The sequence below is a fragment of the Mycobacteroides sp. H003 genome (genome assembly GCF_001440135.1).
In the GTDB taxonomy this organism is placed as follows: domain Bacteria; phylum Actinomycetota; class Actinomycetes; order Mycobacteriales; family Mycobacteriaceae; genus Mycobacterium; species Mycobacterium gwanakae.
On record NZ_LJYL01000009.1, the window covers coordinates 1,115,700 to 1,129,225 of the forward strand.

Consider the following 13,526-nt stretch of genomic DNA (forward strand, 5'->3'; position numbering starts at 1 on the left):
ATGCTAAACCAATTCTGGCGTAAGGACTTAGCGCTTAGCGCGGGTAATGAATCGGTCGAGCGATAATGACCCGCCGCCGGTGAACACCAGCAGGAGGAAGGCCCAGCTGTAGAGAGCGGCGCCCTCGCCGTTGTTCTGGATCGGCAACAGCCCCTCGGGCTGGTGGTAGGTGAAGTAGGCGACCGCCATCGCGCCGGATGACACGAACGCGGCGATCCGGGTGCCGAGCCCGAGGATGATCGCCGCTCCGCCAAGGAACTCGATGATGCCGGCCCACCAGGGCAGGGTGCCGACGGGCTGCAGGTACGAGGCCAGCGGCCACCCGAACAGGTGAGAGGTGCCGTGTAGGAAGAACAGGAACCCCACCACGATCCGGAATGCCGATAGGGCGACCGGCGTCAGGCCGGTGAGCTTGGTTTCGATATCAGCGAGTGCCATGCGTCTAACAATAGGACCATAGTCCGCTTTATTCCTGCTCAGCCGTCGACGACCGCATTGACCAGGGTCTCCGCCGCCAGCAGGCCGAGGTTGTTGGACGCCAGCGGGCTGTCGCCGGTGAGTAGCTTGCGGTCGGCGTGTGTCTGCCCGGTGATCCCGGTGTTGAGGATGGTGACGCCCTGCTTACGCAGGTTCTCGCCGACAAGCCACGGCATTTGCCCTGGGATGTAACCGATTTCAATGTTGACGCCGGTGTCCAGGCTGTCCGGGAACACACACAGGCTGTAGCCCTGAAAGGGTGATTCATCGCGGTCCAGTCCGGCGGCCAGCAGCGCGCCCGGGCCATGACAGAGGGTGATGATGTATTTGTCGTACTCCAGCGCCCACTCCAAGACCGTCCGGACTTCCTCGCTGTCCGGGATGCCCAGAAGTACGCCGTGACCGCCGGGAATGAACACGGCGAGGTAGTCCGAGTCCGGACCCAGGCCTTCGGCGATGATCCGGGAGAGCTTCTGCGGTTTCTTCAGTTGGGCGGACAGCTCGGCGTAGGTGTTCAACACGGCCTCGTCCTGGCGGGGCATCGCCCAGAGCTCAAGCTTGGCTGGATTGCCGGACACCGTGGCGACATCGATTCCGAAGCCCGCGGCCTTCAGGTGGTGCAGGGGCAGCAGCATCTCAACGGGATGGTTTCCGGTGGAGAACATCGTCCCGTTCTGCATGAGCATGTAGCGCTCTTCGGTGGCGATCATCAGGATCTTCCAGCGTCCACCGGTGTAGGCGTTCTCATAGCGAACTCCGGCGAAGTCTGTCTTGGGCGGCACGTACTGGCTCAGCGAGTACGGGGACGGAAAGAAGGCGTTGTCTTCGGCGGGGTCGGGGACTGGGGTCCTGTTCAGTTCCTCGGCTGCGTTCGGTACGGATTCCACGCTCCTCGAAAAGTTAGACGGGACATCTACTTTCAACGTACGCCGCTCCACCGTACTCCGTGCCGCGAAAACGACAAGGCCCCCGGGAAGATCCCGGGGGCCTTGTGCGATGTGCGGATTACACGGCTCTACACATCAAAGTACAGAGCAACTTCGTACGGGTGAGGACGGATGTTGATCGGCTCGATCTCGTTCTCGCGCTTGAACGCGATCCAGGTCTCGATCAGATCGGAGGTGAAAACGCCACCCTCGGTGAGGTATTCGTGATCCTTCTCGAGGTTGTCGATCACGGTGGCCAGGTTGGTCGGGGCCTGCGGAATGTTGGCGGCCTCCTCCGGAGGCAGCTCGTACAGGTCCTTGTCGACGGGCGCCAGCGGCTCGATCTTGTTCTTGATGCCGTCGATGCCTGCCATCAGCATGGCCGCGAACGCCAGGTACGGGTTACCCGAGCTGTCCGGGCAACGGAACTCGAGGCGCTTGGCCTTCGGGTTGTTGCCGGTGATCGGGATACGCACGCACGCTGAGCGGTTGCGCTGGCTGTAGACCAGGTTGATCGGGGCCTCGTAGCCCGGCACCAGCCGCTTGTAGGAGTTCACCGTCGGGTTCGTGAACGCGAGCAGCGACGGGGCGTGGTGCAGGATGCCGCCGATGTAGTGACGGGCCACGTCCGAGAGCCCGGCGTATCCGGCCTCATCGTGGAACAGCGGCTTGCCGTCCTTCCACAGGGACATGTGGGCGTGCATACCCGATCCGTTGTCACCGAACAGGGGCTTGGGCATGAAGGTGACGGTCTTGCCGTTGGCCCACGCGGTGTTCTTGATGATGTATTTGAACAACAGCACGTCGTCGGCCGCGGCCAGCAGCGTGTTGAACTTGTAGTTGATCTCGGCCTGCCCACCGGTGCCCACCTCGTGGTGACCGCGCTCCAGGGTGAATCCGGCGTTGATCAGGTTGGTGGTCATCTCGTCACGCAGGTCGACGAAGTGGTCGTACGGGGCGACGGGGAAGTAGCCACCCTTGGGGCGCACCTTGTAGCCGCGGTTCGGGCTGCCGTCCTCCTCGTAGGGCTCGCCGGTGTTCCACCAGCCAGCCTCGGAGTCGATCTCGTAGAAGGTGCCGTTGATCTTCGAGTCGAAGCTGACCGAGTCGAAGATGTAGAACTCTGCCTCGGCGCCGAAGTAACAGGTGTCGGCGATGCCGGTGCTGGTCAGGTACTGCTCCGCCTTGCGGGCCACGTTGCGCGGGTCACGCGAGTAAGCCTCGCGGGTGAACGGGTCGTGGACGAAGAAGTTGACGTTCAGCGTCTTGGCGGCGCGGAACGGGTCGATCTTGGCCGTCGAGATATCGGGGAGCAGCAGCATGTCGGACTCGTGGATCGACTGGAATCCGCGCACGGAGGATCCGTCGAAGCCAAGGCCGTCTTCGAAGACGCTGGCATCGAAAGCAGATGCAGGGATGGAGAAGTGCTGCACGACGCCCGGCAGGTCACAGAACCTGACGTCCACGTACTCGACCTTCTCGTCGGCAATGAACTTGAATACCTCGTCGGGGCTACTGAACGCCATGCTTCTCCTTAATTGCCTCTTGTTCCACTGATCCATGAACGCGCGAATGAACCTATGGAGCCGGTGTTGCCTGCCGGTCAACCATATGTTGCGCGGATGTTACGCGTAACCACAGTTCGGTTGGCATTTACGCTGTGAGTATGGCGCGAGACCTGGGTTCATGGTTGTCGGGGCTTGGTTCGGTGCAGGGCGCGGGCAACTCTCGGTACCCGGGAGAGCAGCTCGGTCTGCCCGCGACCGGGCCCGGATCGGCGGCACCGATGGCGCGGCGGCTACTGGCGCTGCTGCTCGATTGGCTGATCGCCGGTGGCCTGGCGCTGCTGTTCGTCAAGGGAAATCTGTTGTCGCCCACGCTTTCCTCGGCCCAGCTGCTGACCTGGATCGCGATCGGAACGGTCGCGGTGCGGCTGTGGCGGTTCACTCCTGGCCAATACCTGGCGGGCTTGCAGGTCGCGCCCGCCGACGGGACCAACTCGGTGGGCATCGGCCGCGCGTTCATCCGGAATCTGCTGATCGCCCTCATCGTGCCGCCGCTCATCACCGACGTTGACGGCCGTGGTCTGCACGACCGGGTGACCCGCACCGTCGTGATTCGTTCCCGCTAGATGATCCTGCTCGCCGTCTGCATGGCGGTGTTCATGCTGCTGCTCGACATGACGATCGTGTCGAGCGCACTCGCCGACCTGCAGCTGTCCCTGGGGGCTGACCTCGCCGATCTGCAATGGGTCATCGACGCCTATGCGCTGCCGATGGCAGGGCTGCTGCTCACGGCCGCCACTCTCGGTGATCGTCTGGGCCGCCGACGGCTCTACCTGCTGGGCATCGTGCTGTTCACCGCGGCCTCGCTGGGCTGTGCGCTCGCGACCAGTGCGCCCATGCTGATCGGGGTGCGGGCCCTGCAGGGCATCGGCGGAGCGATCCTGCTGGCGGTATCGCTGCCGATCATCGCCGCGGCGTATCCGCAGGAGCGCCGCGGTGCCCCCATCGCGATCTACGGCGCGGTGATGGGTGCGGGCAGCGCCGCCGGTCCACTGCTGGGCGGATTTCTCGTCACACACTTCGGATGGCAGTCGATCTTCCTGGTCAACCTTCCGGTCGGGGTGCTCGCGCTGGTGATCGCGGTGCGGCACCTGCCCGAGACCCGGGCCGACGAGCTGCGGCCGGTCGACTGGGTAGGCACCGTGCTGCTCACCGTCGGGCTGGTTACCGGCGTCTTCTCGGTGATCTCTCTGCACGACGGCGGAATTGGGGGCCGCATGTCCGGTGCGCTGGCCATTGTCGCGGTACTGGCCCTCGTGCTGTTCTTCTGGTGGGAGGGGCGCGCCCCCGCGCCCATGCTGAGCCTGCGACTGGCCACCTCACCCGGTTTCGCCGGGGTCTGGGTTGCCGCCGCCGCGGCCTCCGGCACGCTGATCGCGGCCACCAACTATCTGGCGTTGTACTTCATGAACACATTGGGTTACAACGCATTTGAGACAGGTCTGCGGGCCGGGCCACTCACCCTCGCCACCATCGTGGGAGCCCCGTTGGGGATCCTGGCGGGTAGGCGACTGCCCACCAGGATTGCCATCCCGGGCGGCGTGGCGCTGGTGGCCGTCGGATTGTGGGCTGCGTCGGGCGCTCACGCCGATACGGTCTGGACCCATTTCATCTTCGGCTCGGTATTGGCCGGGTTGGGGCTGGGAGCGCTCTCGGCGATGACATCCGATGCCGCACTGCAGTTCGTGCCATTGGATGACGCCGGGATGGCGACCGGGTCGGTGAGCACGGGCCGCCAGATCGGCATCCTCTTGGGCGTGGCAGGCATGGGCGTGGCATTCGGGCATGCCGCGGCCGGTAAGGCCGATGCGCGGGCCGCGGGCGCCGCGGGCATCGACAGCGTGCTGTTGCTGGGGGCGGCCGGGGCGGCCTGCGCCGCGTTCATTTCGCTGATTCTGCTCACTGTCGCTACGATGAATCGCTCGCACGATCCGGCCACCGGGGAGTCGCTAGCTATCTAGCCATCGGTGATCGCGCCTGCCTGCACGGATGCCCACAGGGATTTGTGCATAGCGGTCGTACGCCGTAGACAGAGGGAGTAGCTTTCGATCATGGAGAGCGCGGCGGTTCTCATCGCGGCGCCCGGTGTCGGTTCCGATCGGGGGACGGACGCGAACCCGCGGCCGCGGTACAGCATTGTCTTGTCGTCAGATCCGGCTGAAGTTGAAGCCGCGCAACGACTTCGGTATCAGGCGTTCGCCGACGAAATGGGGGCGCCACTGCCGCACGCTGTTCGTGGGCCCATCACAGGCGAGATGATCGACCTGGACAAGCTGGATCCCTATTGCGATCACCTACTGGCTCGCGACGAGGACACCGGCGCCATCATCGGCTGTTGTCGGCTACTGCCGCCCGAGGGGTATCAGGCAGCGGGGGAGACGTTCACCGACTCCATGTTCGATGCCTCGGCACTCGACCCGCTGCGGCCCAAACTGGTTGAGATCGGCCGGGTTACTGTCGCGCCCGAACACCGCAACGGCGCGGTGATGGGGATCCTGTGGGCCGGGATCTTCCGGTACCAGCAGATGACCGAGCATCAATACGCGATCGGCTGCCTGTCCGTGCGGATGGAGGACGGCGGGCCGCGTGGATCGTTGGTGCGCTCGGTGCATGACTTCGCACAGCGGTTTGCCGCCCCCGACGAATACCGTGTCGTGCCCAGAAACCCCGTCGTTGTGGACGGCGTGCCCCTGGAGGAGATCCCGCCTCAGGAGAAGGCGAAGATCCCGCCGCTGCTGCACGGATGCCTGCGCATCGGCGGACGTATCTGTGGACCGCCGTCCTTCGACCCGGAGTTCGACATGGCGGACTTCTTGGTACTGGTCACCAAGGACACTGCGCGGCAACGCTATCTGGAGCGTCTGGAGCGGTCCCTTGCTCTCGGATAGCCATAGTTCTCACGATGTGCTCGGGATCGGATTCGGGCCATCGAACCTGGCGCTGGCAATAGCGCTCTCCGAACATCCGCACCGGGCATCGGCGAAGTTCGTTGATGCCCAATCGCAATTCGGATGGCATCGCGGCATGCTGATCCCGGGCGCGCGGATGCAGGTCGCCTTCCTCAAAGACCTGGTGACCTTACGAAATCCCAAGAGTCACTACACCTTTGTCAACTACCTGACAGAGCGTGGGCGACTGCCGGACTTCATCAACCAACAGAGTTTCTTCCCGACCCGGGAGGAATTCCACGACTACCTGGATTGGGCGCAGCAGGCGCTCGGGGCCGATGTCGTCTATTCCTCGCGGATGGTCGGAGTTCGCGCCGCCGCCGACGGGTTCGAGGTGCGGCTGCAGGACACGTCGGGATTGTCGCCGGACCGTCTGACGCATGCGCGGGCTCTTGTCCTCGGCTGCGGAACGTTCCCGGCGATGCCGTCCGGTATCAATCCCACCGCGCGGCAATGGCATAGCAGCGAGCTGTTGCACCGGCTCGGTACGTGGGACGGTGCTCCGGCCCGCGTCGCGGTGGTGGGCGCCGGGCAGAGCGCGGCCGAGGCGGTGGCGTATCTGCACAGCCGCTACCCCGATGCCCAGGTGCACGCGATCTTTGCGCGCTACGGATACAGCCCGGCAGATGACAGCCCCTACGCGAACAGGATTTTCGATCCGGCCGCGGTGGACGACTTCTATGGTGCGCCCCCCGAGATCCGTCGCCAGCTGGTCGACTATCACCGCGACACCAACTACGCGGCAGTCGACTCTCCGCTGATCGCCGATCTCTACGACCGCGAGTATCGGGAACGGGTCAGCGGGCAGCGGCGCCTGTGGATGCACAACGCCTCGAAGATCGTTGCCGTGGACGAGGCGCCCGAACGGGTACGCCTGGCCGTGACACATCAGCCGAGCTCTTCGACCGAGCTGCTCGACTGCGATTTGGTGGTGTACGCCACCGGGTACCGGCCGTTGGATGTGCGGGCATTCCTGGGACCGCTGGCTTCGTGTTACGAATTCGACGCCGATGGCCGGCCGGTGGTCGAACGCGACTACCGGCTACGGGCGCGGGCAGGTGCCCCGGGAGACGTCTACCTCAACGGATCGGTGGAGCACAGTCACGGGCTGTCGTCCTCGTTGCTCTCCAATGTCGCGGTGCGGGCTGGCGAGATTGTGGATTCGCTGGTCGCCGAGGCGGAGACCCGTGACGCGGTGGCGTCCTTCAAGACCGGGTAGACGAAGCGCTCGATCATCTCTGCCTCCAGCGCCGGGTCTGCTGCGGGCCAGAACAGAAATGCCATCACTACGCGCGAAATCCATTGCGCGGCAGTGTCGTCAGCGAGCCCGGTAAACATTGACGCCGAACGTGGAATTTCGGAGGTCGGGCTCAGATAGGAGCCGAGCGAGGCCGGCGACATCGTCGCCACCATTGCGCTGACAATCGGATCGTTGCGGATAGCGGTCAACGAGGCGGTGATGGCGGTGACCGCACGCCGCTGGGCGTCCGCGGACTCGACCGCCCGCTGTATGTCGGTGGTGACATTTGCGATGTTCCGGGCCAGCACGGCGTCGACAATCGCAGGCTTGCCTCCGATGTGCCGATACAGCGTCGCGCGTGAGCACCCCGCCTCGCGGGCCACCGCATCCAGATTCAGCCGGTCCAGCCCGTGCCGCGCGATCTGCCGAGCCGCGACCGACACGATGCGGTCGGCGGCCGCGGCATGGCGGTCGCCGGGGTGCAGCCAGTCGGAGTGAGGTGACATCAGTTCCTCAATCTATCTCAAGATGAGACATAACTACCTAGAATTCTCAGTGTTTCTGCTGGTAGCGCAGCCGCCGTGAGACGCCACAGATCATGCCTCTGAACAGGTGTTTCTCAGTTTCCCGAATGCCTTGACGTGCGGTTTTCCGGTCTGTCAGCCTCATGAGTGATGAGCACCGTGGAATTGTTCGACCCGCAGATCCTGGAGGATCCCTATCCGTTCTACCGGCGGCTGCGTGAGACGGCACCGGTGTGGCCCGCAGGGGATTCCGGCTTCTACTTCGTCTCCCGCTGGGATCTTGTGGTGGAGGCCACCGAGCGCACCGAGGACTTCTCCTCCAACCTCACTGCCGCGCTGATGAAGTCTCAGGACTGCGAGACGGGACTGACGGTCGCGGCGATGGGACCGCCTGCCGATCCCACCCACGTCCTGGCCACCGGTGACGATCCGGTCCATCATGCGCATCGCAAACTGGTGCTCCCGACATTGGTCGCCAAGCGCATCACCGCACTGGAACCGGTGATGGCCGAGACGGGAGCCCAATTGTGGGAACGCGGATGCGACGGTCAGGGCATCGACTGGATGGCCGCGATGGGCGATGCGCTGCCGATGACCATGGTGGCCCGGCTTATCGGGCTGCCCGATGAGGACGTGCCGCAACTGGTGCAGTGGGGATACTCCAGCACCGAGATGCTCGGCGGGCTCAACACCGCCGAGCGGCAGACTCAGGTCGTTACCGACACCATGTACCTCGTCCTCTACCTGCGTGAGCATCTGGAGAAGGAGCTGGCTGCCCCAGGCGAGGACCTGCTCGGATACCTGGCACAGGCATGCAATCGGGCAGACATCTCGCTGGACATCGGTGTGATGATCCTGGTGCAGTTGGTCGGCGCCGGCGGCGAATCCACCGCCGGACTGATGGGCAACGCGGTGCGCATTCTCGGAGAGAATTCCGAACTGCAGCAGCGCATCCGGGACGACCGTGCCCTGCTGCCCACGTTCCTGGAAGAGGTGCTGCGGTTGGAGTCGCCGTTTCGCGGACATCACCGGCACGTGGTGGCGGACACCTCGCTCGGCGGGGTCCAGCTGCCCGCGGGCAGCCACCTCACCCTGCTCTGGGGTGCGGCCAACCGCGATCCGGAGATCTTCGAAAACCCCGACGCGCTGCGCCTCGACCGGCCCAGCCCGCGCAGTCACATCACTTTCGGCAAGGGCCTGCACTTCTGCGTCGGGGCGGCACTGGCGCGCCTGGAGGCGCGTACCGCGATCAATCTGCTGCTCGACCAGACGCGTGAATTCACGATCAAATCCGGTGGTGCGCAGTGGGTTCCGAGCATCATGGTGCGGCGGCACCAGAAACTGGAGCTGGAGCTCAGCCTGGGATCTAACGCCGCCTGATGGTGCGCTGCATTCCGCCGCGCGACTTCGCCTGACCGGGCATCGGCCCCTTCGGCATGGCCGCGGCGCGTGAGCCCAGCGCCGAGAGCCGTGACTCCAGGGAGTCCATCTGCTTGGCGGTGATGTTGGCGGGAAGCTTGGTGAGGTGGCGCTCCAGTTTGGACAGCGGCACCTGGCCATCCTCGTTGCCGACGATGACGTCGTAGATCGGCGTATCGCCGACGACACGTGCGGTGCGCTTCTTTTCCTGCGCCAGGAGTGGGCCCAGCCGTCCGGGAGCACCTTCGGCGACGAAGATGATGCCGGGCCGGCCGATGACGCGGTGCACGACATCGAGCTGTGTGGTTCCGGCGACCCCGGTGGTGACCCGCCATTTACCGCGCATGTTGTCCAGCGCCCAGCCTGCGGCGCCCTTCTGACCCTCGGCCTTGGTGAAGACCGATTTCTGCACGCGCCGGCCGAAGATGATGAACGCGACCAGCACGCCGAGCACCACGCCCAGGATCGGGAACATGAACACGCTGATGCCGCCCGAGAAGTATCCGGCGACCGCGAATGCGGCGACGATCAGTACGAACGCGCCGATCATGTACGGCAGAAGCCGCTTGTCTTCCTTGCGCTGAATCTGAAAGGCCTGCCACATCTGGGCGCGGCGCGCCTTCGATTCGACCTTGCGACGCGCCTTTGCCTCGGCCTTGGCGGCCTTGGCTTCGGCGGGACTCAGTGATTTAGGCATGGCTAGAGAATATCGCCCGGCGGCAACGTGCCTGTCATCCGATGAGGTTGATGGCCTCTTGCCGGGCCGAACCCGCCTCCGCCAGGTGCTCCAGCTCGGCGGGCAGGGGCCGTCCATGGTGGGCCATCGCCTGTGCGTACAACCGACCGGCCCGGTACGAGGAACGCACCAGCGGCCCGGCCATCACACCTGCGAAGCCCAGACCCTCTGCGAACTCGGAAAGCTCCACGAATTCCTGCGGTTTGACCCAGCGATCAACCGGATGGTGGCGCGGTGAGGGCCGCAGATACTGGGTGATGGTGATGATGTCGCAGCCCGCTTCGTGCAGCGCGACCAGAGCTTCCCGGATCTCGTCGTTGGTTTCACCCATCCCGAGTATCAGGTTGCTCTTGGTCACCAGCTCCGCTTCGCGGGCGGCGGTGATCACCGACAGGCTTCGCTCATAGCTGAATGCGGGCCGGATGCGGCGGAACACCCGCGGCACTGTCTCCAGGTTGTGCGCCAGCACCTCGGGGCGGGATGCGAACACCTCTTCCAGCTGCTCCGGGACGGCGTTGAAGTCCGGGATGAGCAGCTCGACACCCGTGGCCGGGTTGAGTTGCTTGATGTACCGCACGGTTTCGGCGTACAGCCAGGCGCCACCGTCGGGCAGGTCGTCACGGGCCACGCCGGTGACCGTCGAGTACCGCAGACCCATGGTGTGCACGCTCTCGGCCACCCGGCGTGGCTCGTCGCGGTCCAGGTCGGCGGGCTTGCCGGTGTCGATCTGGCAGAAATCGCAGCGGCGGGTGCACTGCTCACCACCGATGAGGAAGGTGGCCTCGCGGTCCTCCCAGCATTCGAAGATGTTGGGGCATCCGGCTTCCTCGCACACGGTGTGCAGCCCACCCGAGCGCACCAGCGACTTGAGTTCCTTGTATTCGGGGCCCATCTTGGCGCGGGTGCGAATCCAGTCGGGCTTGCGCTCGATGGGGGTTTGGGCGTTGCGAACTTCCAGTCGCAGCAGCTTGCGGGGTTCGGTCATGCGCCCACCGCTCCTGCGCTGCTCCCGCCCGCCGCCCCGACGGCCAGGCGGCCCTCGAGTGCGTCGATCACCGAGGAAACGACCTGGTCGTGCACCTCGTCGATGGTGACATCCCGGCCCAGTTCGGCGGACAGGGTGGTCACACCGGCGTCGGTGATGCCGCAGGCCACGATCGGCAGGTAGGCGTCCAGGCTGTTATTGCAGTTCAACGAGAACCCGTGCATGGTGACCCCGCGCTGCACACGGACCCCGATCGCGGCGATCTTGCGCTCCGGCTTCCCGCCGCCCGCGGCCAGCCACACACCAGAGCGGCCGTCGACACGTTTGGTCTGTACACCCAGCTGTGCGCATACCGCGATGATCGATTCTTCAAGACGCCGAACGTAGTTCACGACGTCGATAGGCTCGGCCAATCGCACGATCGGGTAGCCGACCAACTGGCCGGGTCCATGCCAGGTGATCTTGCCGCCGCGATCGGTGTCGATGACGGGTGCACCGTTGATCGGCCGTTCCTGCGCTTCGGTGCGCCGACCCGCGGTGTACACCGCCGGATGCTGCAAGGTCAGCAGCGTGTCGGGTCCTCCGGCCACGCGGGCCTCGACGATGTCACGCTGCAGCTCCCAGGCCGCCTCATAGTCGATCATGCCCAGGTCCCGTACGACGACGGGATCTGCGCTGGATCGGATGGATCCATGAGAGCGGTGCACGGGTTCCATTATCTCACTTCATCGGTCGGCTGTTGTTGGCGTAGGCGAGCGCCTCGCCGATGGTGTGGTGCTCGAACTCGAATCCGTGCTGTTCCAGGACCGCCGGGATGACGCGCATGCTGCGTGTCATTTCGGCGTCGGCGAACTCGCCGAGGACGGCCCGGAGCGCGAACTGCGGCGCTACCAGCAGGGTCGGGCGATGCAGAGTCCGGCCGAGGGCCGCGGTGAACTCGGCGTTGGTCACCGGTGCCGGGCCGGTGAGATTGACCGGTCCCGAGAGCGTCGATTCGGTCAGTGTGAACTCGAGGGCCCGGATCTGGTCCTCAAGGCTGATCCACGGCATGTACCAGCGTCCGTTGCCCAGCCGTGCTCCCAGACCCGCGGCGAAAAGCGGGCGTGATCTGCCGAAGAGCCCTCCGGCGGGGGAGAGCACCAGGCCGGTGCGCACGATCACCACCCTGGTTCCGGCCTGCACGGCCTCCTCGGTGGCGGCTTCCCAGTCGATGCACACACGGGCGAGGAAACCGGTACCGCTGGATGCGGTTTCGTCGATGACGCGGTCTCCGCTGTCGCCGTAGTAGCCGACTGCGGAGGCGTTGATCAACGCCGGCACGCCGGCATCGGCGACGGCACCGGCCAGCACCTCCGTGGGGATGATGCGGCTGTCGTAGATCTCCTGCTTGTAGGCACCCGACCAGCGCTTGTCGGCGACACCGACACCGCACATGTTGACGACGGCATCGGCACCCTCGAGAGCACCGGGCTCTATCTGCCCGCTCGCCGGATCCCAGCGCCGCTCGTCGGGGCCCATCGGGTCGCGGCGAACCAGCCGGACCACGGTGTGGTCTGCGGCACGCAGCGACGCGACGAGCGCCGACCCGATCATCCCCGAGGAGCCGGCGATGACGACACGCATGGGTTACAGACCCAGGTCCGCCTCGAAAGCCCCCTCTTCCAGGCGATGTTTGATGGTGGTGAGGAACCGCCCCGCGTCGGCTCCGTCGATCAAGCGGTGATCGTAGGTCAGCGGCAGGTAGCACACCGACCGGATACCGATCGATTCGTTACCCGCTTCGTCACGGATCACCCTGGGACGCTTCACGATTGCACCAGTGCCGAGCATGGCGGCCTGCGGCGGCACCAGGATCGGGGTGTCGAACAACGCGCCCTGGCTGCCGATGTTGGTGATGGTGAAGGTGCCACCGGCGAGTTCGTCGGGCTTGAGGTTCCCCGAGCGCGCGCGGGCGGCGATATCGGCGATGGCCCGGGCCAGCCCGGCCAGCGACAGATCACCGGCGTTGTGGATCACCGGAGACAGCAGACCTTGATCGGTGTCTACCGCGATGCCCAGATGCTCGGCATCGAAGTAGGTGATCTCCTTGCTGTCCTCGTTGTAGCTCGCGTTGACGTTCGGGTGCGACTTGAGCGCCTCCACCGCGGCCTTGGCGAAGAAGGGCAGGAACGTCAGGTTGACGCCTTCACGCTCGGCGAACGTCGCCTTGGCGCGAGCCCGCAGCGCCGCGATCTTGGTGACGTCGACCTCGTGGGTCTGGGTCAACTGCGCGGTCTGCTGCAGCGATTCGCGTGTCTTCTTGGCGGTGAGCTGACGAATCCGGTTGGCCTTCTGCGTGGTTCCGCGCAGATGGGCCAGCGCAGCAGGAGCCGCCGGAGCCGATGGCGCCGCAGCCGCGGGAGCTGCCGCTGCTGCGGGTGCGGGGGCCTTGGCGGCCTCAGCGGCAGCCAGGACGTCCTGCTTGCGAATGCGTCCACCCACACCGCTGCCGGTCAGCGCGGACAGATCCACGTTGTTCTCGGCCGCGAGCTTGCGGACCAGCGGGGTCACGTACGGGTTGTCGCCCGCGTCGGCGGCAGCAGCGGGTGCCGGTGCCGCCGGGGCTGCGGGTGCGGGGGGAGCGGCCGGTGCGGGTGCGGCAGGCGCCGGTGTTGGCGCTGCGGGTGCCGCCGGTGCTGCTGGGGCCGGTGCGGGCGCCGGGGGCAC

General features: G+C 65.5%; 14 protein-coding genes. 5 read left to right on the forward strand and 9 right to left on the reverse strand.

Annotated features, from left to right (window positions below; genetic code table 11):
• Nucleotides 1–27: 27 nt before the first annotated feature.
• The 3 genes from AOT87_RS05805 to glnA form a co-directional block, all read right to left on the reverse strand.
• Nucleotides 28–438: a DoxX family protein gene (locus AOT87_RS05805; protein ID WP_057969169.1), complete on the reverse strand. Its 411-nt coding sequence runs from the start codon at nt 436–438 to the stop codon at nt 28–30.
• A gap of 38 nt (nt 439–476) precedes the next feature.
• Nucleotides 477–1,364 (reverse strand): glyoxalase III HchA, encoded by an 888-nt coding sequence (gene hchA / locus AOT87_RS05810; protein WP_057969168.1) that lies wholly within the window; start codon nt 1,362–1,364, stop codon nt 477–479.
• Nucleotides 1,365–1,492: 128 nt separating this feature from the next.
• The gene (glnA, locus tag AOT87_RS05815) at nt 1,493–2,929 is read right to left on the reverse strand and encodes a type I glutamate--ammonia ligase (protein WP_030095429.1); all 1,437 of its coding nucleotides are present in this window, start codon (nt 2,927–2,929) and stop codon (nt 1,493–1,495) included.
• Nucleotides 2,930–3,069: 140 nt separating this feature from the next.
• Between glnA and AOT87_RS05820 the strand changes: the two genes are divergently transcribed.
• The 4 genes from AOT87_RS05820 (at nt 3,070) to AOT87_RS05835 (ending at nt 7,135) form a co-directional block, all read left to right on the forward strand.
• Complete coding sequence (locus AOT87_RS05820) at nt 3,070–3,534, forward strand: RDD family protein (protein ID WP_030095430.1); 465 nt, start codon at nt 3,070–3,072, stop codon at nt 3,532–3,534.
• On the forward strand, nt 3,535–4,929 hold the full coding sequence (locus AOT87_RS05825; protein ID WP_057969167.1) for an MFS transporter: 1,395 nt from the start codon (nt 3,535–3,537) through the stop codon (nt 4,927–4,929). It abuts the gene before it with no gap.
• Between the two features lie 90 nt (nt 4,930–5,019).
• Nucleotides 5,020–5,856 (forward strand): GNAT family N-acyltransferase, encoded by an 837-nt coding sequence (locus AOT87_RS05830; protein WP_030095432.1) that lies wholly within the window; start codon nt 5,020–5,022, stop codon nt 5,854–5,856.
• A 16-nt stretch (nt 5,857–5,872) separates the two neighbouring features.
• Complete coding sequence (locus AOT87_RS05835; RefSeq protein ID WP_057966262.1) at nt 5,873–7,135, forward strand: SidA/IucD/PvdA family monooxygenase; 1,263 nt, start codon at nt 5,873–5,875, stop codon at nt 7,133–7,135.
• Here the strand turns inward: AOT87_RS05835 and AOT87_RS27585 are convergent.
• Nucleotides 7,018–7,662 (reverse strand): TetR/AcrR family transcriptional regulator, encoded by a 645-nt coding sequence (locus AOT87_RS27585; RefSeq protein WP_081343178.1) that lies wholly within the window; start codon nt 7,660–7,662, stop codon nt 7,018–7,020. The two genes, AOT87_RS05835 and AOT87_RS27585, sit on opposite strands and share 118 nt — an antisense overlap.
• Nucleotides 7,663–7,830: 168 nt before the next feature.
• Here AOT87_RS27585 and AOT87_RS05845 point away from each other — a divergent pair, with 168 nt between their 5' ends.
• A complete protein-coding gene (locus AOT87_RS05845; RefSeq protein WP_057969166.1) occupies nt 7,831–9,060 on the forward strand; it encodes a cytochrome P450 in 1,230 nt (409 codons plus the stop codon).
• Here AOT87_RS05845 and AOT87_RS05850 read toward each other — a convergent pair.
• From AOT87_RS05850 to sucB, 5 genes are all read right to left on the reverse strand, one after another.
• A complete protein-coding gene (locus AOT87_RS05850; protein ID WP_030095436.1) occupies nt 9,047–9,796 on the reverse strand; it encodes a DUF4191 domain-containing protein in 750 nt (249 codons plus the stop codon). The two genes, AOT87_RS05845 and AOT87_RS05850, sit on opposite strands and share 14 nt — an antisense overlap.
• A 34-nt stretch (nt 9,797–9,830) precedes the next feature.
• A complete protein-coding gene (lipA, locus tag AOT87_RS05855) occupies nt 9,831–10,820 on the reverse strand; it encodes a lipoyl synthase (RefSeq protein WP_057969165.1) in 990 nt (329 codons plus the stop codon).
• Nucleotides 10,817–11,536 carry a lipoyl(octanoyl) transferase LipB gene (gene lipB, locus AOT87_RS05860; protein WP_044104420.1) on the reverse strand — a complete coding sequence of 240 codons (720 nt, stop codon included), beginning with the start codon at nt 11,534–11,536 and terminating at the stop codon, nt 10,817–10,819. Before lipB ends, lipA begins: the two co-directional genes overlap by 4 nt.
• 4 nt (nt 11,537–11,540) lie before the next feature.
• On the reverse strand, nt 11,541–12,443 hold the full coding sequence (locus AOT87_RS05865) for a TIGR01777 family oxidoreductase (RefSeq protein ID WP_057969164.1): 903 nt from the start codon (nt 12,441–12,443) through the stop codon (nt 11,541–11,543).
• Between the two features lie 3 nt (nt 12,444–12,446).
• On the reverse strand, nt 12,447–13,526 hold a 1,080-nt coding region (sucB, locus tag AOT87_RS05870), incomplete at its 5' end, for a 2-oxoglutarate dehydrogenase, E2 component, dihydrolipoamide succinyltransferase (RefSeq protein ID WP_082635950.1).